This window comes from Thalassospira lucentensis (assembly GCF_011806425.1).
In the GTDB taxonomy this organism is placed as follows: domain Bacteria; phylum Pseudomonadota; class Alphaproteobacteria; order Rhodospirillales; family Thalassospiraceae; genus Thalassospira; species Thalassospira lucentensis_B.
The window spans coordinates 936592-958010 of the sequence record NZ_JAATOV010000002.1; the positions used below are offsets into that span (position 1 = coordinate 936592).

The following is a 21419-nucleotide window of genomic DNA, read 5'->3' on the forward strand; positions in this document are numbered from 1 at the left end:
TGGAAACCTGATACCGGTACGACCCGTTACGAACAAAAAGAATACTGAGGAAATCGGATGGTTAAACGCACGCGCAAGGAAGCCGCACGCCTTGATGAAGCAGCCCGGGCGGGCTGGCTTTATTACTGTGCTGGCAACACACAAGACGAAATCGCAACAAAACTGGGCGTCTCTCGCCCCACCGCACAACGTCTTGTTTCTGCTGCCATCAGCGAAGGACTGGTCAAAGTCCGTCTTGATCACCCGATTGCCCAATGCATGGAATTGGGTAAGGCCATTTGCGAAAAATATGGCCTTGCCGGATGTGACGTCGTCCCGACCGATCCCGCCGCCCCCGAAGAAATGTTTGGCATCGCACAGGCTGCAGCCGCCTATCTTGAACGCGCACTGCAATCATCTGATCCCAAAATCATCGCCCTTGGCACCGGGCGGGCCATGCGTGCCATGGTTGACGAGGTCGGGCGTATTGATGGCCGCCACCATAAAATCGTCTCGTTGGTTGGCAACATTGCTCATGACGGTGCGGCCAGTTTTTATGACGCCGTCAGCGATCTGGCCGACCGCACCCGCGCCCCGCATTATCCGCTTCCGGTCCCGGTCATGATCGCAGACCGTAACATGCGCCACACCATGCAACAGCAGCCCCCGATGGATAACATCCTCAAACTCGCAGCCGAGGCCGATATTCGCTTTATCGGGGTCGGGCATCTCGGCGACGATGCGCCGCTTCATATTGATGGCTTCATCAGCAAGGACGAACTGGCATCGCTGCGCGGCAGTGGCGGCATTGGCGAGGTCATAAGTTGGTCCTTTGACCAGAATGGCGCGATCCTCGATCACCCGGTCAATCATTGCGTCACAAGCGCCCCGGTTCAGGCACCAACGACCAATACGATTGCTGTCGCCAAGGGCAAGAAAAAGGTCGCGGCGATTCGCGGCGCAATGAAGGGCAACCTCATTTCAACCCTGGTTACTGACGAAGCCACGGCAAAATCGTTGCTGCAGTAACACCTGCAACAATCCCAGCAGAACCAACTATTTCCAACCCCGTCACCCCGTGTGGCGGGGTTTGTTGTTGTGCGCCGCAAAAACGATTTTCTTTGACAAGCCGCCCTGAAATTGAGTGAATGCTCACTACCTGAACAAATGATCAATCCGGGCACGCCAAATTGCCCATCGGGTACATAGTCCTTTAGGGAGGAAACATGAAACGCGTCATGGGAGCCGCGCTTTGCGCGCTACTAGCAGGCGGTGTTGCATTCACCGCACATGCCGAAACCAAACTGACCATCGCAACCGTAAATAATGGTGACATGATCCGCATGCAGAAGCTGACGGATGATTTCACCAGCAAAAATCCAGACATTTCGCTTGAGTGGGTCACACTCGAAGAAAATACCCTGCGTCAACGTGTCACCACCGACATCGCCACCAAAGGCGGTCAGTATGACATCATGACCATTGGCACCTACGAAGTGCCGATCTGGGCTGAAAAAGGCTGGCTCGCACCGCTCGATAACTTGGGCGACGACTATGACGTTGACGATCTGATGCCCGCCATCCGCTCTGCCGTTTCCAAGGACGACACGCTTTATGCCGCACCGTTCTACGGCGAAAGCTCGATGATGATGTACCGCAAGGATCTGTTCGACAAAGCAGGCATCACAATCGATGGCCGCCTGACTTGGGATAAAACCCTTGAGATCGCCGAAAAACTCCATGATCCCGATAACGGCGTGTATGGCATCTGCCTGCGCGGCAAAGCGGGCTGGGGCGAGAACATGGCGCTGGTGACCACCATGGGCAATGCCTATGGCGCACGCCTGTTCGATGAAGAATGGAAACCAACCTTCGACGGCCCGGAATGGAAAGCCGCCTTGGACATGTATACCAACATCCTTGGCAACTATGGTCCTCCCGGTGCAACATCGAACGGGTTTAACGAAAACCTGTCGCTGTTTAACTCTGGCAAATGTGGCATGTGGATTGACGCAACCGTCGCCGCATCCTTTGTCACCAACCCCAAAGAATCCAAAGTTGCCGATCAGGTCGCCTTTACCGAGGCTCCCTGCGCTGTAACCTGCACCGGTGCCAACTGGCTCTGGGCTTGGAACCTTGGCATTCCGATGGGCTCGCAAAAAGTTGACGCCGCTCAGAAATTCATTTCTTGGGCAACGTCTAAGGCCTATCTCGAACTGGTTGCCTCCAAAGAAGGTTGGGCAAACGTCCCACCGGGCACCCGGATGTCCCTGTACGAAAACCCAAAATACCTCGACGCAGCACCGTTTGCTGACGAGACACTTTTGGCCATCGACAGTGCCGATCCGATCAACTCGACGCTGAAACCAAAACCGTATGTTGGCGTTCAGTTCGCAGCCATCCCGGAATTCCAGGGGATTGGCACCACGGTTGGTCAGCAGTTCTCGGCCGCCTTGGCCGGTCAGATGACTGTCGAGCAGGCGCTTTCTGCCGCACAGGCCAGCACCGACCGTACCATGCGCAAAGCTGGTTACTACTGATGCACGACGGCCGGGTTTCGGATCATCGCACCTCATGATCCAACATCCGGCCTGACCTCCTTGATCTGATGAACTTGGGGTGGCGGCGGCGCACATGGCGTTTAATCCGCCACCCTCTTTCCATCCGGTCAGGACATCACCGTCAATCTTGCGGAGCACATCATGTCGACACGTGCCTCGACCCTTACCGGGCGCATTATGTCTGCGCCGTCGATCATCGTCCTGTTTTTATGGATGGCCGTCCCACTCGGCATGACAATCTATTTTTCCTTCCTGCGCTACAACCTGTTAGCCCCCGGAACAGAAGAATGGATTGGCACACTTAATTACGAATTCTTCCTCACCGATCCGGCGTTTTTTGCGTCCCTTGCAAACACACTTATCCTTGTCGGTTCCGTTCTGGTCATCACCATCGTTGGCGGCATTTTGCTGGGACTGATGCTTGATCAGCCGATCTTTGGGCGCGGTATCTTACGGCTTTTGGTGATCGCACCGTTTTTCATCATGCCGACCGTGAATGCGCTGGTTTGGAAAAACCTGTTGATGGACCCAGTTTCGGGGATGTTTGCATGGCTTGCCAGTTTGCTGGGCTTGCCCGCCATTGACTGGTTTACCAACGCACCGCTGACATCGATCATCATCATGGTCGCCTGGCAATGGTTGCCCTTTGCCGTGCTTATTCTTTTGACCGCCCTGCAATCGCTTGACCGCGATCAAAAAGAAGCCGCCCAGATGGATGGTGCCGGTCCCCTGTCGATCTTTTTCTATATCACGCTTCCCCATCTCAGCCGCGCGATCACCGTGGTTGTTCTGATCGAAACCATTTTCTTGCTGACCGTCTTTGCCGAAATCTTTGTCACCACTGGTGGTGGCCCAGGCTTGGCAACGACCAACATCGCCTTCCTTGTCTATACCCAGGCGCTGTTGCAGTTCGATGTTGGTGGCGCGTCAGCAGGCGGCATTGTCGCCGTCATCCTGGCCAATATCGTGGCGATCTTCCTGATCCGCCTCATTGGCAAGAACTTGGATAAATAGGGGGCGACATGGAAAAGAAACAAACACCACTTAGCTATCTCAGCTTCTCTGCCTTTGCATGGGTTGTCGGTCTGCTGATTTTCTTTCCGATCTTCTGGATGGTTTTAACCAGTTTCAAAACCGAACTCGAAGCCGTCAGCATCCCACCAAGCTTCATCTCCTTTGACTGGACGCTTGAAAACTACGCCGAGGTTCAAGAACGCTCGAACTATTTCAAGTTCGCCATGAACTCCGTCATTCTCGCTGTCGGTTCCACCTTGGTTGGCTTGGTCTTTGCCGTGACATGCGCATGGGCCATGGCGTTTAACCCGACCAAACGCACCAAAGACGCGCTTCTCTGGATGCTTTCGACCAAGATGATGCCACCTGTTGGCGTTTTGGTGCCGATCTATCTGGTGTTTCGCGACTGGGGGCTGCTTGATACCCGGTTTGGGCTGATCATGGTTCTGTTTTTGATGAACCTGCCGATCATGGTCTGGATGCTCTACACCTATTTCAAAGAAATCCCGACCGACATCCTCGAAGCCGCCCGCATGGACGGGGCAACCCTGCCCAAGGAAATCATCTTTGTGCTGCTGCCCATGGCCCTGCCCGGCATTGCATCAACCATGCTGCTTAATGTCATCCTTGCATGGAATGAAGCCTTCTGGACGCTCAATCTGACAACGTCCGATGCCGCACCGCTGACAGCCTTTATTGCGTCCTATTCCAGCCCCGAAGGGCTGTTCTGGGCAAAGCTCTCAGCCGCTTCGACCTTGGCAGTTGCCCCTATTCTTGTGATTGGCTGGTTCTCTCAGAAACAGCTGGTTCGTGGTCTGACATTTGGCGCGGTCAAATAACCAACCGTTGCTTTGAAAACGAGAAAGAAGGAACACCGAAATGGGTGCTATCCGACTGGAGAAAGTCAAGAAAACCTTCGGAACGCTCGATGTTATTCCGGGTGTCGATCTTGAAATCAATGATGGTGAATTCGTCGTCTTTGTTGGCCCGTCGGGCTGTGGCAAATCCACCTTGCTGCGTTTGATCGCCGGTCTTGAAGATGTCACCGACGGTAAAATCAAGATCAATGGGGTCGACGTTGCCAACGAAGCCCCGGCCAAGCGCGGCCTGTCGATGGTTTTCCAATCCTATGCGCTGTATCCGCATATGACCGTGTTTAACAACATTGCTTTTGGCCTGAAAATGGCGGGCGAAAGCAAGGATGTCATTAATGACAAAGTGAACAACGCGGCAAAAATCCTGAATCTGACGGACTATCTTGATCGCCGTCCCGGCGCACTTTCGGGCGGGCAACGTCAACGTGTTGCCATTGGGCGCGCGATTGTGCGCAACCCGGCCGCCTTCCTGTTTGACGAGCCACTTTCAAACCTTGATGCCGCACTGCGTGTGAACATGCGTCTTGAAATTACCGGCCTGCATCAGGAACTCAAAACCACGATGATTTACGTCACCCATGATCAGGTCGAAGCCATGACCATGGCCGACAAAATCGTGGTGTTGCAGGCAGGTCGCGTTGAACAGGTCGGCAAACCGATGGACCTTTACAGCAAACCGGCCAACAAATTCGTCGCAGGGTTCATTGGCTCGCCCAAAATGAATTTCTTGGGCGGCACACAGGCGGCCAAATATGACTGTCATGAAATCGGTGTGCGCCCTGAACATCTGGTGGTCAGCACCGAGCAGGGCGAAATCCCCGCCACGGTGAAAATCGCCGAACATTTGGGGGCGGAAACCTACCTTCATGTCAACTCGGATGAATTTGGTCCGATGACGGTGCGTGCGACGGGCGAAATGCCGCTTAGCGGAAATGACAAAATCTTCCTGACCCCTGAACAGGATCGCATCCATCGCTTTGATGCCAACGGCTTGGCCCTTGGTCATCCCCTCAACGCTTAAAACCCCGGATCGCACCGTCTCACGCGCGGTGCGGTCGCGCCTCACCAAACCAAGAAAATTGCGAGACAAAAATGTATCTTAAAAAGTTCGATCTTTCCGGTCGCCGCGCCTATGTCACCGGCGGCGGTCGCGCCATCGGCCTCTCCTGCTGCGAAGCGCTTGCTGAGGCTGGCGCACATGTCATCATCGGCGACATCAGCGACGCCGTCGCCGAAGAAGGCCGCGATTACCTCAAATCCAAGGGCTACTCGGCCGATATCGATATCATGGATGTCACCAACACCGATCAGGTCCGCGCCAGTGCCGAAAAAATGGCCAAGCAAGGCGGCATTGATATTCTGGTCAATAATGCCGGCATCGCACGGTCCGAAACCCCGGCCGAAACGGTTACCGATGAACATTGGCTCAATGTGGTTGATGTCAATCTGAACGGCACGTTTTGGTGCTGCCGCGAATTTGGCAAACAGATGCTGGCCAAGAAAAATGGCGTCATCGTCAATGTCGGGTCGATGTCGGGCTTTATCGTCAACAAGCCCCAGGAACAGGCCTATTACAACGCATCAAAGGCCGCAGTACATCACTTGACCAAATCACTGGCGGCTGAATGGGGCGCGCGCGGTGTGCGCGTGAACGCGGTTGCACCGACCTATATCGCAACCCCGCTAAATGAATTCGTCAAATCCAAACCGGAAATGTATGACGCCTGGATCAACGGCACCCCGATGGCACGTCTGGGCGAAACCGACGAAATCGGATCGGTTGTGCTGTTCCTGGCCTCGGACGCGTCTAGCTTGATGACAGGATCCATCGTTCTGGCTGATGGGGGTTACACCTGCTGGTAAGGCCAGGTGAAACTGTTGGCTGCATATCGAAATTCTTGTTGCGGCCTTCCCGGAACGTTGGTGAAACGGGGCGCGGTTGTGGGACCTGCGCCCCGTTTACTTTTTAAAAAACAGAAACACCCGCCAAATAGCGCGAAAAGTCATTGGCCGGCATCACCACCACACCCGACAGGCCCAAAAACGCCGCCAAACGTTCAAGGTTTTCTTTTAACGGTCCCGCCACATCACCCGCCAAACAGCCTTCCTCAAGATGGGCTGACTGAACGCGCAACACGCCTTCTTGCCGATCGGCCTTTAAATCGACCCGCGCAACAAATGCGCCGTTTAGCATAAATGGCAGGACGTAATAGCCATATTGCCGCTTTTCCGCCGGAACATATATCTCGATGCGGTAATTAAACCCGAAAATACGCTCCACCCGATCACGTTCCCACATTACCGGATCAAACGGCACCATCAGGCAGGTCGGTTTGGACCGTGCACGCGGATTAACCTGCGGGCACAGATACCCTGCTTGTTTCCAGCCCTGCACATCGGCGCGCAAAATACGTCCCTCTTCCACCAGACGTGCCAGACAGATCTTGGCATCCTCGGTCGGAATCCGAAAATATTTACGAAGGTCCGCCTCGGTCGCAACCCCCATCGCGGCAATGCCCTTGCAGATCAATTCCGATTGCGCATCATATCGGTCCATCGGCGGATGATTGGCCGCGTCGCCAATGATGCGTTCTGGCAAATCATAGACCCGCTCAAAACTGTTGCGACGGTGCCGGGCCATGACCTGCCCGCTCCAAAACAGATATTCCATCACTGTTTTGGTATCCGACCAGCCCCACCAAGCCGACCGGTTGGACCGTTTTTCATCAAGGTCACTGGCCGCAACCGCGCCGTCATCGGCAATCCGGTTCAGGATTTGGTCAATCAGATCAGGTTTCTCGCGCTGGATCCGCGCGATGCGGCCCCACATGCCTTTGCCATTGCGCGCATCCTCCATCCGCCAACGATAAAACGGATAATCCTCCACCGGGATCATGGATGCTTCGTGGCCCCAATATTCAAACAATGCCCGCTGGCGATCCTTGCCCCAAACAACCGCATCCAACATGGCGGGGTCATACATCCCAAGGCGGCTAAAAATCGGCATGTAATGTGCGCGGGTCAAAACATTGACACTGTCAATTTGCAGCATATTTGTGGTGCGCACCGCCTTAAGGATACGGCGTTTGGTCACCGGTCGGCGGGGATCAAAATCAAATCCCTGCCCATTTAGGGCAAGATTGCGGGCCTGTTTAATCGAAATCGAAACGGACATGATCCAACATTTAAATACGTGCTTAAAACAAGCTTGATGCTATCACATCCTGCTGACAAATACGGCAGCAGCATTCTTGCGCAAAACAGACTATGATCCGCCCAACACAAACCACCGCACATCAACCCGTTCAGTACAAAACAGGATGCCCCTACATGGACACACCACAAATCATGATCCTATCGGTTCTGCTTGGAACCGTCGCCCTGTTTTTGTGGGGGCGTTGGCGTCATGACATGGTTGCGATGGCATCCCTTTTGGTCTGTGTGGTTTTGGGGCTGGTTTCGACCGAAAATGCCTTTGTCGGTTTTGGGCACCCTGCTGTGATCACGGTTGCCTGTATTCTGATCCTGTCATCGGCCCTGCAAAAATCGGGCGCGGTTGATACCCTGACCCGTGCGGTCTTGCCGCAATCGGCGGGCCCATTTGTCACCATGGCCGCGCTCAGCTTGCTTGCCGCCATCCTGTCTGCCTTCATGAACAACGTTGGCGCGCTGGCCCTTTTGATGCCGGTCGCCCTTCAGATGGCCAATAAGCAAGACCTGCCACCGGGCAAAATTCTGATGCCGTTGGCATTCGGTTCGATCTTGGGCGGTATGACGACCCTGATCGGGACGCCGCCCAACCTGATTGTATCGGGCTTTCGCGCCAATCTGAACGGATCAGGCTTTTCGATGTTTGACTTCAGCCCGGTCGGCATCGCCGTTGCAGTTGCGGGTTTGGCCTTTGTCATTCTGTTTGGCCGGTTCTTGGTACCCACCCGTGAACGCGCCGGCGCTGAGGGGTTTGAAACCGGCTCCTACCTGACCGAAGCCCGCATCACCGATGACAGCAAATCGGTCGGCATGTTGCTGCGGGATATGAACCGTGAACTCGAAAAAGACGACGCGCAGGTCATCGGGCTGATCCGCAATGAACGACGTATTCCCGCGCCAAGCCCCTACCGCGAACTTCGCCCGCACGATGTTCTTCTGATCGAAGCCGAACCCGAAGGGCTCGCAGGGGCGCTATCCGGGCTTGAACTGACCCTAGAAGCCGAATGGCGCGACGCCGAAGCTAAAGCGGCCGAAAAGGAGCGTGAAAAACAACGCGAACAGCAGGCCAAAGCCCAAGAAAGCGAACAAAACGCCGAAATTAGGGCCGATCCCGCTGATATCGATAATGCCGATAGCAATGGCAACTCTGGCAAGTCTGGTGACGCGGCATCCAAGGATACCGACACGACCACCGACGTTGAAGAAGCAGAAGCTGAATCCGTCGCCCCCGAAGAAGCCGCAACCAAACCTGAAACCAAAAAGCCGGTGCAATCGGACGATATTTCCCTGATCGAGGTTGCCGTCCTGCCAAATGCGCCTTTCATGGGCCGTTCGGCGGCCGATGTTCGGATCCGCAGCCGATATGGCATCAATCTTCTGGCGATTTCACGCCGCGGCCAACGCTCCATGAGCCGCCTTCGGACCATGAAAATGCAGGCTGGCGATGTGTTGCTCATGCAAGGTCCGCCCGAAGGCATTTACGAATTTAGCAATCAAATGGGCTGTGCGCCGCTTGCCGAGCGCGCCCTTCATCTTGGCGATAAAACCCAGGCGCTTAAGGCAACTGGCATCATGGCAATTGCCATCCTGCTTGCCGCCTTTGGCATCTTGCCCGCCGCCATTTCCTTTGCCTTGGGCGTTTTGGCCGCCCTTCTGGTCGGCGTGATTTCACCGCGCACCCTTTATGACGCGGTTGATTGGCCGGTTGTTGTATTGCTTGCCGCCTTGATCCCGGTCGCGAATGCCATGGAAAGTACCGGCAGTGCCGATCTGATTGCGCGCTTCCTGCTTGAAACCGTCGCTCAGGGAAGCGCACCACTCGCCCTTGCCCTGATCCTTATCGTTACCATGACGCTCTCAGATTTCATGAACAATGCCGCGACGGCGGCGGTCATGTGTCCGATTGCGATTGGCAGTGCGGCGCAATTGGATGCCAGTTCCGACCCGTTCCTGATGGCGGTGGCCATTGGGGCGTCATGCGCCTTCCTGACCCCGATTGGGCATCAGAACAACACCCTGATCCTCGGGCCCGGCGGCTTCCGCTTTAGCGATTATTGGCGGCTTGGCCTTCCGATTGAAATCATCGTCGTCGCCGTTGCGGTGCCGATGTTGCTATGGGTTTGGCCGTTATAATTTTCTGGTTACATGCATCCAACTGAGCATCATCAACCATGAAAACTAATAAGATTCTATGGTGCCTAACTACATGGCTAGATCGCGAATTAGCCCGCTCATGTAGCTATAAGACAAAACTGCCGTCACAATAAAACATATTGCTATATACAAGGAATAAGCTTTGAATTTAGCCGTCCCCCATACCGATAGAAATCTAATCGACCATATGAAGCAACTATCTTCAGGAAAAAACTCCTTTCGATGCTGCATCATAAAAACTTTGAGATCATCAATCTCATGGTTCTCTGGACAAGATCGAAGTATGCCGTGGTACTCTTCGATTTCATCTTTTCCTACGGACTGCATAAACTTCAGCCGATCAATAAAAGAGTTTATCTCTAAAGCATTCGCATGAAGCCTGTCTGCTTTTAAAGAGTAATCTTTCGATGATTCCACAAGAGAGACGATAATAACTAATACGGAAAAAATTAGCGACGCAGACTCACGATGGTCTGCAGGAAATACCTCAAATAAGTTTATAAAAATACACACCAATGAAAGCATAGATATAAAAAATATTGATGCTGCGTTCTTCGCCTTTAAACGCCGATAGGCATTAAACCTAGCACCAGCTGTTTTCCATGCTTTATTGCTTAGTTCTTCTTTTTTCATGAAAAATCTCAGAGATTGATCAAACTGAACTTGGAAAAAGGAATGAGGGTACCTTCAGGAATCAAGATTACTCAATCCTCACTAGGCCTACGCTTCATATGAGGCGGATAAGCAATAAATGCGGAGATCACAAACGCTTCCAGAGAAGCTTTCCATCGAAATGGAACGGCACCCTCAACTAATAGTAGCAGTATCAGCTTCCAATTTCGACAGATTTTTTCTTTTTATATCATTAAACAAACTGACTATTTGTTCTTCTGTCATAGCACTTTCTTCGGAATACTTTCCTCGGATCCTCAAGAATTCAATTTTATCGCGCAAGCTGAACTTATTGTAATCCCTAATGTACCCGCGTGAGGGAGAAAAAATCGCTTCATATCTGGCTCTAGAAACGCGCTTTATTTCCTCCAAATTTATCTCTGAAAGACCAGAAATCATTTTAATAATTACTCTGTCAATCTGGTTTAGCTGAGTTTGATCTGTAACCTCACAAAAAAAGAACACCCATCCATACCTTTTATTTTCATCAATAGCCCCAGTAATTCGCTCGTTCAACTCTTCGACAAACAACTTCTTGCGTAATTCATCCTCACCTTCTGAACGCTCTTTCTCTTTCCTGTATCGAGTTATTCGACCTATCAAACTATTGAGAAATCTTGAGTAAGAACTATACCTTACAGAGATACTTTCCGGAGAAGAAAAACGATAGCCCAAAAACTCAAACCCCGTACTCAAGCTCTCTAAGTTTCCTTTTTCAGTAGATTTTTCTAGGTTAAGTGAAAGACACTCTTGTTTTGCTGCTGAACCTATTGCGCCCCAAATTTTTGGACTATTTCGGGTCTCACACAACACAAAAACGTCATCCACAAACCTGTGATAAACGGTCGAAAATTCGGAAACCTCCCGATCAAAATCCTGCATATATATTTCTGCGAGAATATTTGAGATAGCCAACCCCTGAGGCACACCCTTTTCATTTTTAACCAGTCGATCTTTCTTAGAGAACATCGGAGGAACTGTAGTGTTACTTATCGCTTTAACAATCAGGGAAATAGCTTCAAATGAAACAGATTTATCTTTTAATTTTTCGATTAATTTCTGCTGATTAATTGAACCGTAGAAATTGGAAAAGTCCAATCTAACAAAGGACAACCCATCTTTATCATCAGAAACTGACTTCTTTATTTTACGAACTACAGTATTTGGCAGATCCTTCGCAACACAGTCAGAACACACTTCATGTAAGTATATAGTAAGCGCTTTAAGAACCAGCCTATCCCTCACACAAGGAATTGAGATTTCACGAGGAGGTTTGTTTGGTCCTTTCGCCTTCAAAGATTGCAAGTAAGGCGTAAATCTATAGCTGTGTTGCTCACATTTTCTGACAATCACATCGATGTGTTCGTCGAGATTTTCAGCGAATTTACCAACAGATACTCGATCAACGCCGCTACTTTTTTTGGGATGAATATGTTTCCAAAATATCTCAGAGAGATTCTCAGCATTGAAAACGCTCTCAAATGAATCTTCCAAAGATCCCCTCCACTTGGCTTATTAGACAGATAAAAAGTGAACATCTTCTATTCATAACTAACATTAATTGCAGAACGCGCAATCGAATATTAGGGACACTTCAAGTTCCAATGCCAGAAATTTTACGCTGAGCTCATAAACAAAAAAAAAGAGCACCCAATTACTGCCCTTCGAAATTTCACTTATACCGGTCGCTTTGCCATCAAATCCATCGCAACATCGGGGAACGCCAACGACCTATTCGGGGCGGCAGGAAAAATGTATCATGGCACAAAGATCAGAACGTCTAAGGGGATGATCGCGTGTCCTATATCCGGGATCACTGGCAGGGGAAGCATGCGCTTGGTTACGCGCTATGTGTCAATCTGATCCTGCTGCGCGCCGTCATGCTGTTTGCCGATCAATACACCTTGCCGCCCTTTATCCCCGACCGTGCCAATGCCATGGTGGCGACGATTATCTTCATCATGTTGGGCCACGGCCTTGTCTTCGTCTGGCAGGCAACCGGGGTCATCCGATCCACCGAACACCAAACTGGCGCACTTGCCAGCACATGGACAACCGCGACCTATATCGCGATTGCCGCCTGCCTTGCTTTCACGCTGCTAAGCATTTTTGGCGCTTACCGCGCCTTGGCCCCGGCCAAGTTTGAACCGGTTAACCCAACCGCGCTGGAAGATGCGCGCAACCGGCAATACACGCTCACCCTCAGTTCAGATGGCAAACGCCTGTATATCGACGGCATATTTGCCCTTGGCATCACCAAAAAACTAACAGCACAGCTTGATCAAAATCCAACCGTGACCGGCATTGTGCTGCATAGCGAAGGCGGCCACATCTATGAAGGCCGCGGTGTCGCCTACCTGATCCGGGATCGCGGGCTGAACACCTATGTGTTTGATACCTGCAAATCGGCTTGCACCACGGCCTTCATCGGCGGGGCAAAACGCTACCTCGCGCCAAAAGCACAACTGGGCTTTCACCAATACCGTCTGGATGCCCAATTCCAAGTCCCTGCCTACGACCTCAAAGGCGAACAAGAAAAAGAACTAAAATTCTTCCGGCAACAAGGCATCTCCGAAGCTTTCCTTGCACAGGTTTTCTTGGCGCCGTCTTCCGGTATTTGGTTTCCAAGCCATGCGGATTTGCTCGAAGCGGGTGTTGTTGATCAGGTCCTTGTGACGGAATAGATATGTTGATCAGTGGCGGCTTTGGGGCCTCTATCCCGGCGATATCGTAGCCTTGAAAATATCGCCAAGCCAAATCCCAGGATTAAACACCTTGCGAAAATCTTGGATTTGTCAGAACTGTTTCATAAGTTAAGGTCCTTATCCTGAAACTCTCATCAACGAAAAACCTAACCCGGAGACCAATATGGCGTCGCGCCCGACCGTTCATGACGTTGCCCGCGAAGCCGGGGTTAGTCTGGCAACCGTTGACCGAGTTTTAAATGCGCGAAGTGGCGTCCGACCGGCCACGGCCCGCAAGGTCGAAGAAGCCATGGCAAAACTGCGATATGAACGCGATATCGCCGCCGCCAATCTGTCGAAAAACCGCTTTTACCGGTTCTGCTTTATCCTGCCCAAAGGCCCAAATACCTTCATGCGCGGTCTGGAGCAGGAAGTTGGTAAAATTGCCGAACGTGGGCCACTCGATCGCATCGAAATCGAAACCATCATGGTCCCGGCCTTTGATGGCGTTGCCTTGGCCGAGGTGCTTGATACCGTCGGACAACAGGAATTTGACGGCATCGCCGTTGTCGCCACAGAATCGCAGGCCGTGCATCAGGCCATCGAAGGATTGCGCAACCGCGATATCCATGTCGTGACCTTGGTCAGTGACCATCCGACATCCCAACGCGACCATTTCATCGGCATCGATAACGAAGTCGCCGGGCGGACTGCCGCCGGATTGCTTGGCCGTTTTTGCCACGCGTCATCAGGCAAAATCGCGGTCATCGCCGGCTCGATGTTGCTGCGCGACCATATGGAACGGCGCAACGGCTTTGAACGGATCATCCGTGACGAATATCCACATTTCTCGATCCTGCCCGCGATTGAGGGTCTCGATAATTCCGACCGGGTGGAACTGTTGCTGCGCGAAATGCTCGAACAAAATTCCGATATTGTCGCGCTATACAGTCTGGGGGCAGGCAATCGCGGCGTGATCCGCGCGCTTGAAACAACCGGTAAGGCCGGAACCATCCCGGTGGTCGCCCACGAACTGACCGAACATACCCGAACCGCATTGCAAAACGGCATTTTTGACGCCGTCATCAATCAGGATCCCGGCCACGAAGCCAGAAGTGCCGTGCGCGTGCTTAAGGCACTGGTGGATGGCCGTCCATTTTTGAATGCACAGGAACGCATCCGCATCGATATTTTCATGCGTGACAACCTCCCCTAGAACAAAAATTGAAACATGCACTTTTAAACGCATCTTTTTTGAGGTACGTTCATCAAAGACGTACGTACCTCAGGAAATAAACCGGGGTAATGTGTCGTCCTAAAACGCATCAACAAAGGTTGCAAAAGCAACCACCCGGGAGGAACAAATGAAACACATGCTTGGCGCTGTCGGCATTGCCGTATGCGGTCTGTGCACCTTTGCTGCACAGGCAGACACCACCATCAATATCTTGCGCGTTGAAACCGGCGATCCAGCCCAAAAGGCGTATCTTTCAGGGATTGGCAAGGATTACGAAGCCAGCCACCCCGGCGTGAAAGTCAATTTCGAATATCTCGCCAACGAAGCTTATAAAAGCAAACTGCCGACCTTGCTGCAATCGGATGCAGCCCCCGATATTTTCTATAGCTGGGGCGGTCAGACGCTGGCCGATCAGGCAAAAGCCGGCTTCCTCAAAGACATTTCCGGCCTGCTAAACAGCGAATTTCTCGATACGGTTCCGCAACCTGCCGTCAATGCCTATTCGGTTGACGACAAAATTTACGGTCTGCCAATTTATGCGACCGAGGTTGTCTTTTGGGTCAATACCGACCTGACCGCCAAGGCTGGCGTAGATCACACCCAAATCAAGACCTGGGATGATTTCCTCAAAGCCGTTCAGACAATCAAGGATGCCGGCATCACCCCGATTGTCGCCGGGGGCAAGGATAAATGGCCGCTGCATTTCTATTGGGCTTATCTTGCGCTGCGCTATGGCGGGTCCGATGCCATCAACGAAGCCATGCAAAATGATGGCGAAAATTTCGAATCAGAACCCTTCGTCGAAGCCGGGCGGACTTTCCAGGAACTGGTCAAGCTTGAACCCTTCCAGTCGGGCATGATGGGCACAAGCTACGAACAAGCCAGTGGCATGTTCGGCGATGGCGCGGCTGCCTTCCACCTGATGGGCGACTGGGATTACCTGCCATCGCGTGCACGCTCGCAAAGTGGCAAGGGCCTGTCTGATGACCAGCTGGCCATCATGCCCTTCCCGATGATTGATGGCGACGAACCCGGTGCCAAGGCCACATTCGGTGGCATCAATGGCTGGGCCGTTTCCCATAACGCCCCCGACGAAGCTGCTGATTTCCTCCGCCACATGATCAGCGCCAAATACCAGCGCGAAGCTGCCAAGGCCGGAATTTTCATTCCGATCGTCAAGGGAACCGACGACGCAATCGACAACCCGTTTTTCCAGCAGGTTGCGCGTGATCTGACGCAGTCTTCCTATCATCAGATCTTCCTTGATCAGTATCTCGGTGCCTCTGTGGGGGCGACGGTGAATGACATTTCTGCCGATCTGGCACAGGAAGTCATCACCCCCGAAGAAGCCGCCGCGCAAATTCAGGAAGCTTGGGACTTTCAATAAGTTCTGACCTGCTTGCGGGGATGTTTGGCCCAACCCGGTTTCGGGTTGGGCAACGCCCTCACCTTCTCCAATGATACATGCTTCGGAGGCGGCCCATGCCGACCATCCCCCTTGCGTCATCGCAACAGCAACGACGACTTTCCCTGACCCAGCGCGCCAAAAACGTACTGCAGAACGGAAAATTCGGTGCCTTGGTGCTGCTGCTCCCGCCAGCACTTATTCTCTTTAGCCTGTTTGTGATTTTCCCCCTGCTTCAGTCGGGCTATTTCGCGTTCTTTAACTGGAACGGATATGGACAGCCAACCGACTATGTGGGGCTTAAGAATTTCGAACAGATGATGGGGCATTCCGTGTTCCATTCGGCGATCTGGAACACGATCAAGATCATTCTGGTCTCCCTTCTGGTTCAGATGCCACTGGCCCTGTTTTTGGCCCTTCTGATCTATAAGAAAACACCGACCAACGCCCTTTTCCGGCTGATCTTCTTTGTGCCCTACATTCTGGCCGAAGTCGCAGCTGGCCTGATCTGGAGCTTCGTTTTCGACGGCCATTACGGCGTTACCGCATCGGTCGGCGGCGCGTTCGGGCTCGAACCCTTCTTCATTCTGGCGGATCGCGACTGGGCCTTTATCGCGGTGATGACCGTGATCGTCTGGAAGTATTTCGGCTTCCACATGATGATCTATATCGCCGCACTGCAAGGTGTGCCACGCGATCTGATCGAAGCCGCCCGCATCGAAGGCGCAAAACCGTTTGATATCGTGCGCTATGTGCAAATTCCCCTGATTAAGCCAGCCATCATCGTCAGCGCCTTCTTCGCCATTATCGGCGCCCTGCAGGTCTTTGACGTCATCATCCCGCTGACCAATGGCGGCCCGTCCAACACCAGCCATACCATTGTGACCTATCTTTACACCTTCGGGCTGACACGCCTGCGCATCGGTTTTGGCAGTGCGATTGGGGTTGTTCTGTTCATCACGGCCGTTGCCGTTGCCATTTTCTATCAACGTGCGGCCATGTCGCCGGGGAAAAAGCCATGATAAGCAAAGTCTTCCTGCGCAATCTTTTGCGTGTGACCGTGCTGTGCATCATCGCCAGTTTCGTCATCGCGCCCTTGCTTGCGACCGCCCTTGGCGGCTTTAAAACCAATGCTGAAATCCGCACCAGCGCCTTTGGCCTGCCCGAAACGTGGAATTTCGAATTCTATAACGCCATCGTGTCCGATCCGGCTTTCTGGCGCTATCTGGGCAATTCGTTGCTGATTTCGATTGCTGCGGTGATCCTGACCCTTCTGGTCGGGGCGGCGGCGGCCTATGTGTTCGCGCAAATCCGCTTTTTCGGATCGCGGATGCTGTTTTCCTATCTGCTGCTGGGGCTGATGTTCCCGTTTGCAACCGCCATCCTGCCGCTGTTCATTCAGGTGCGCGATATCGGCCTTCTGGATTCCTATTGGTCGGTCATTTTGCCGCAAACTGCCTTTGGATTGTCCTTGGCAATTTTGCTTTTCCGCACCTTCTTCGAACAGCTCCCGCGTGAATTGTTCGAAGCCGCCTATGTCGATGGCTGTGGCTATATCCGGTTTTTCTGGCGGTTCACATTGCCGCTTTCCACACCGATCCTCGCCACCGTTGGCGTCTTTGTCTTTGTCCAGAGCTGGAACAACTTCCTGCTGCCTCTGGTCATGCTCAATTCGCGTGAAGCCTTCACATGGCCGCTTGGCATGATGCAGTTCCGCGGTGAATTCGTAACCGAATGGAACCGCACACTGGCCTTCGTCACCCTGACGATCATGCCCGCCATCGTTTTCTTCCTCGCTGCCCAGAAATATATCGTCGCCGGTTTGACCGGTGGTGCTGTCAAAGGTTGATGCCATGTCTGCTGAAATGATCCCAAACCCCATCCTTCCCGGTTTCAACCCGGACCCGTCAATCTGCCGCGTTGGCGATGATTATTACATCGCGACCTCAACCTTCGAATGGTTCCCCGGCGTTCAAATTCATCATTCCCGTGATCTGGTGAATTGGACACTGATCGCGCGCCCGTTAAACCGCAAATCGCAACTTGATATGCGCGGCAATCCGGATTCCGGGGGCATCTGGGCCCCTTGCCTGACCTATTCTGATGGTCTGTTTTGGCTGATTTATACCGACGTCAAACGTAAGGACGGCGCCTTTAAGGACACGCCAAACTATCTTGTGACCGCCCCGGCCATTGATGGCCCTTGGTCGGAACCGGTTTATCTCAACGCATCGGGCTTTGATCCGTCGCTGTTCCATGACGAGGACGGCCGAAAATGGCTGATCAACATGATCTGGGATCACAACCAGGTGGTTGGTGAACGCTTTGTCGGTATTGCGCTTCAGGAATACTCAACCACCGAAAAGAAACTGGTCGGCCCGATCCGCAACATCTATCGCGGGACCGATCACCTGTTTACCGAAGGCCCGCATTTATATCGTCGCGATGGCTATTACTATCTGCTCGTGGCTGAGGGCGGCACGGGCTATAACCATGCCGTCACCATCGCGCGATCCCGCGACTTGACCGGCCCATACGAAACCGATCCGGCCAAACATATCCTGACGTCAAAGGACAATCCGGAAAATCCGCTGCAACGTGCGGGCCACGCCGATATTGTTCAAACGCAGGATGGCGAATTTTATATGGTGCATCTGTGCAGCCGCCCGCTGCCCGGCACCAAAAGATCACCATTGGGGCGTGAAACCGCAATCCAGAAACTTGTTTGGGAAAAAGGCGACTGGCCCCGTTTGGCCAACGGCACCAACCAACCCGATCTAATGGTCCCGGCCCCCGATCTTGCCCCCCATCCGTTTGACGCAGAACCCGCGCGTATTGATTTCACGCCGGGCGATCTGCCTTCGGTGTTCCAATGGCTGCGCACCCCCGAACCTGAAACCCTGTTTTCACTGGGTGAACGGCCGGGCCATTTACGCCTGTTCGGGCGCCAAGCGCCGGGGTCGGCATTCGACCATTCCCTTGTCGCCCGTCGCCAAACCGACATCAATTACAGTGCGGAAACCGTTGTTGAATTTACCCCGTTCGACTTCCAGCAAATGGCTGGTCTGATGGCATGGTACAACCGGTTCCAGTATCACTATCTCGCCGTCACTGCTGACCAAGACGGCAACCGCAAGCTCAATATTTACAGCTGCCCCGGCGATTTCCCCTATGCCCGGACGACCTATCCGCTGCCCGCATCCATCGACCTTCCCAAAGACGGCGTCATCCGCCTTGGCGTCGATGTGACCGGGCCGGAATTACGGTTCCGCTATGCCCTTCCGGGTGGGGACTGGACCATGATTGATGCGGTCCTTGATCACACGGCCCTGTCTGACGAAGCCGGAAGCGGCGAAGGCACAAACTTCACCGGTGCCTTCATCGGCATGGCCGCGCATGACACCAGCGGGCGTGGCATTCACGCCGATTTTGCTCATTTCATCTATAACGCCAACGGGGAACGCAACAATGGCTGACGTTCATCTCAGACATATCAATAAATGCTTTGGCGCCGTCGAAGTCATTCCTGATATCGAACTCGAAATCCCGCATGGCTCCTTTACCGTATTGGTCGGGCCATCGGGTTGCGGCAAATCGACCTTGCTTCGCATGATTGCTGGTTTGGAAAAACCGACATCCGGAACGATTGAAATCGATGGCGATGATGTCACCAATTTCGAGCCTTCCGCCCGCGGCATTTCGATGGTGTTCCAATCCTATGCGCTGTATCCGCATATGACCGTGGCCCAAAATATCGATTTTGGCCTGCGTCTGATGAAAATGCCCGCCGCCGAACGCGAAGAACGGGTCAAGGATGCTGCCAAACGCCTGCATCTTGAACAATTGCTGGACCGCAAACCGTCCGAACTTTCCGGCGGTCAACGTCAACGCGTTGCCATCGGGCGTTCGATTGTCCGCAATCCCAAGGTGTTCCTGTTTGACGAACCGCTATCAAACCTTGATGCCGCCCTGCGCACCCAGATGCGTGTCGAACTGGCCGAACTGCACCAATCCATTGGTGCCACCATGGTGTATGTCACCCACGATCAGGTCGAAGCCATGACCCTGGCCGATCAGATCGTGGTCATGAATGGCGGGCGCATCGAACAGGTCGGCCCGCCAATGGAACTTTACGACAATCCACAAACCGAATTTGTCGCTTCCTTCATCGGCTCGCCCAAAATGAACTTGCTGCCCGGCAAGGCCATCGGGCGCGACGACATCAAATCGGTTGGCATCCGTCCCGAACATCTCGAAACCCATCTGGAAACTGGCAAATGGGCCGCCCGGGTCGGGGTGATTGAAAACCTTGGCAGCGACACAGTCGTCTATATGGAAACCGATGATTTCGGGCATGTGACCGTGCGCCTGCCCGGCCACCATCCCCTTCGGACCGGGGATCGTGTTTTCCTGACCCCGGATGAAAAACACCTGCATTTGTTTGGCATGGATGGCCGCAAAATCCTCGCCAAAGAGCCCCTTTCTGCGCCCGCCACCTGAACGGAAAAACGCGTTATGACAACATCATCACTTGGCGTTGGTATCATCGGATGCGGTGTCATCAGCGAAATATACCTTCAACGTGCCCAAACCTTCCCGCAGATCGACGTCAAAGCTGTCGCCGATCTCAACCCGGATGCGGCGCGCATCCGGGCCGAGGCATTCAACGTCGAAGCCCTAACCGTCGATGCCCTTCTCGCCCGCGATGACATTGATATCGTCCTGAACCTAACAATCCCCGCCGCCCACATGGCAATCAGCATGGCCGCCGTTAATGCCGGCAAACATGTCTATTCCGAAAAACCGCTGACCGGCACGGTCGCAGATGCCCGTGCCCTGCTGTCTGCGGCGACCCAAAAAGGTGTGCGTGTTGGCTGCGCGCCCGATACCTTCCTTGGCGGCAGCCACCAAACCGCCCGCGCCCTGATTGACCAAGGCAAAATCGGCGAACCGCTCGCCGGGACCGCGACCTTGATGCTGCCCGGTCACGAACGGTGGCATCCCAACCCGGATTTCTATTATGTCCGCGATGGCGGCGGTCCACTGCTTGATATGGGGCCTTATTACATCACCGCGATGATCAATATGCTCGGACCGGTTTCGCGTGTGTCGGGCATGGGCCGGTCGAGCCGCACCACCCGCGTCATTGAATCGGGCCCCCGCAAGGGCCAGGAAATTCCTGTCACCACGCCAACCCATATTACTGGTGTGATGGAATTTACCAGCGGTGCGCTGGTGCAAATCACAACCAGCTTCGATGTCGAAGCACACCGCCACACCCCGCTTGAAGTCTATGGCAGCGAAGGCACCCTGCTTGTGCCCGATCCCAATCGGTTTGACGGCACCGTCAGTCTCTATCGCCGCGGCGAAGACTGGCAGGACATGCCAATGACCCATGGCTATGGAGACGATAACTATCGCGGGATCGGCATTGCCGATATGGCCGATGCCATTCTCAATAATCGTCCGCACCGCGCCAGTGGCAAACTCGCCCTGCATGCGCTTGACGTGATGGAAAGCCTCCTGACCGCCACGCTTGAACACCGCACCGTCGCCATCCAAAGCGCCTGTGACCGTCCCGACGGGCTCGCACCAAACCTGTCTGTCGGTCAACTTCACGCATAAAGG

At 53.4% G+C, this 21419-nt stretch carries 18 protein-coding genes and 1 pseudogene; 16 read left to right on the forward strand and 3 right to left on the reverse strand.

The features are described 5' to 3' along the window. Positions 1 to 57 precede the first annotated feature (57 nt). The 6 genes from HCZ99_RS09800 to HCZ99_RS09825 all read left to right on the forward strand — a co-directional run bounded on the left by HCZ99_RS09800 (position 58) and on the right by HCZ99_RS09825 (position 6292). On the forward strand, positions 58 to 1008 hold the full coding sequence (locus tag HCZ99_RS09800) for a sugar-binding transcriptional regulator (protein ID WP_167446729.1): 951 nt from the start codon (positions 58 to 60) through the stop codon (positions 1006 to 1008). A 197-nt stretch (positions 1009 to 1205) separates the two neighbouring features. Next, complete coding sequence (locus tag HCZ99_RS09805) at positions 1206 to 2519, forward strand: ABC transporter substrate-binding protein (RefSeq protein WP_167446730.1); 1314 nt, start codon at positions 1206 to 1208, stop codon at positions 2517 to 2519. A 162-nt stretch (positions 2520 to 2681) separates the two neighbouring features. After that, positions 2682 to 3554 (forward strand): carbohydrate ABC transporter permease, encoded by an 873-nt coding sequence (locus HCZ99_RS09810; RefSeq protein WP_167446731.1) that lies wholly within the window; start codon positions 2682 to 2684, stop codon positions 3552 to 3554. 8 nt (positions 3555 to 3562) lie between these two features. Next, the gene (locus HCZ99_RS09815) at positions 3563 to 4393 is read left to right on the forward strand and encodes a carbohydrate ABC transporter permease (RefSeq protein ID WP_167446732.1); all 831 of its coding nucleotides are present in this window, start codon (positions 3563 to 3565) and stop codon (positions 4391 to 4393) included. Between the two features lie 40 nt (positions 4394 to 4433). Then, entirely contained in the window at positions 4434 to 5450 is a 1017-nt protein-coding gene (locus HCZ99_RS09820) for an ABC transporter ATP-binding protein (RefSeq protein WP_167446733.1), read from the forward strand. Positions 5451 to 5521: 71 nt separating this feature from the next. Further along, positions 5522 to 6292 carry an SDR family NAD(P)-dependent oxidoreductase gene (locus HCZ99_RS09825; protein WP_167446734.1) on the forward strand — a complete coding sequence of 257 codons (771 nt, stop codon included), beginning with the start codon at positions 5522 to 5524 and terminating at the stop codon, positions 6290 to 6292. Between the two features lie 103 nt (positions 6293 to 6395). On the opposite strand, the gene HCZ99_RS09830 is transcribed toward HCZ99_RS09825, so the two are convergent. Next, positions 6396 to 7604 (reverse strand): winged helix-turn-helix domain-containing protein, encoded by a 1209-nt coding sequence (locus HCZ99_RS09830; RefSeq protein ID WP_167446735.1) that lies wholly within the window; start codon positions 7602 to 7604, stop codon positions 6396 to 6398. A gap of 155 nt (positions 7605 to 7759) precedes the next feature. Here HCZ99_RS09830 and HCZ99_RS09835 point away from each other — a divergent pair, with 155 nt between their 5' ends. Further along, the gene (locus HCZ99_RS09835) at positions 7760 to 9772 is read left to right on the forward strand and encodes an SLC13 family permease (protein WP_167446736.1); all 2013 of its coding nucleotides are present in this window, start codon (positions 7760 to 7762) and stop codon (positions 9770 to 9772) included. 69 nt (positions 9773 to 9841) lie between these two features. Here HCZ99_RS09835 and HCZ99_RS09840 read toward each other — a convergent pair whose 3' ends face one another. After that, entirely contained in the window at positions 9842 to 10426 is a 585-nt protein-coding gene (locus HCZ99_RS09840) for an SLATT domain-containing protein (RefSeq protein WP_167446737.1), read from the reverse strand. Positions 10427 to 10600: 174 nt separating this feature from the next. Continuing rightward, positions 10601 to 11959, reverse strand: a complete 1359-nt coding sequence (locus HCZ99_RS09845; protein WP_167446738.1) for an RNA-directed DNA polymerase — start codon at positions 11957 to 11959, stop codon at positions 10601 to 10603. A 302-nt stretch (positions 11960 to 12261) separates the two neighbouring features. Here HCZ99_RS09845 and HCZ99_RS09850 point away from each other — a divergent pair, with 302 nt between their 5' ends. The 9 genes and pseudogenes from HCZ99_RS09850 (at position 12262) to HCZ99_RS09885 (ending at position 21416) form a co-directional block, all read left to right on the forward strand. Continuing rightward, positions 12262 to 13149, forward strand: a complete 888-nt coding sequence (locus HCZ99_RS09850; RefSeq protein ID WP_167446739.1) for a hypothetical protein — start codon at positions 12262 to 12264, stop codon at positions 13147 to 13149. Between the two features lie 184 nt (positions 13150 to 13333). Then, entirely contained in the window at positions 13334 to 14365 is a 1032-nt protein-coding gene (locus tag HCZ99_RS09855; RefSeq protein WP_167446740.1) for a LacI family DNA-binding transcriptional regulator, read from the forward strand. Between the two features lie 148 nt (positions 14366 to 14513). Further along, complete coding sequence (locus tag HCZ99_RS09860) at positions 14514 to 15773, forward strand: ABC transporter substrate-binding protein (RefSeq protein WP_167446741.1); 1260 nt, start codon at positions 14514 to 14516, stop codon at positions 15771 to 15773. 95 nt (positions 15774 to 15868) lie between these two features. Next, on the forward strand, positions 15869 to 16813 hold the full coding sequence (locus tag HCZ99_RS09865) for a carbohydrate ABC transporter permease (RefSeq protein ID WP_167446742.1): 945 nt from the start codon (positions 15869 to 15871) through the stop codon (positions 16811 to 16813). Beyond that, positions 16810 to 17640, forward strand: coding sequence for a carbohydrate ABC transporter permease (locus tag HCZ99_RS09870; RefSeq protein ID WP_167446743.1), 831 nt, complete (start codon positions 16810 to 16812; stop codon positions 17638 to 17640). The genes HCZ99_RS09865 and HCZ99_RS09870 overlap by 4 nt, the downstream gene beginning before the upstream one ends. Positions 17641 to 17644: 4 nt before the next feature. After that, positions 17645 to 19267, forward strand: a complete 1623-nt coding sequence (locus HCZ99_RS09875) for a glycoside hydrolase family 43 protein (RefSeq protein WP_254869538.1) — start codon at positions 17645 to 17647, stop codon at positions 19265 to 19267. A 76-nt stretch (positions 19268 to 19343) separates the two neighbouring features. Then, positions 19344 to 19682: pseudogene (locus tag HCZ99_RS20970) on the forward strand (ABC transporter ATP-binding protein); the annotation flags it as partial. A 291-nt stretch (positions 19683 to 19973) separates the two neighbouring features. Beyond that, positions 19974 to 20291, forward strand: a complete 318-nt coding sequence (locus HCZ99_RS20975; RefSeq protein WP_439654653.1) for a TOBE domain-containing protein — start codon at positions 19974 to 19976, stop codon at positions 20289 to 20291. Positions 20292 to 20306: 15 nt separating this feature from the next. After that, positions 20307 to 21416 (forward strand): Gfo/Idh/MocA family protein, encoded by a 1110-nt coding sequence (locus HCZ99_RS09885; RefSeq protein ID WP_167446745.1) that lies wholly within the window; start codon positions 20307 to 20309, stop codon positions 21414 to 21416. The last annotated feature ends 3 nt before the right edge of the window (positions 21417 to 21419 follow it).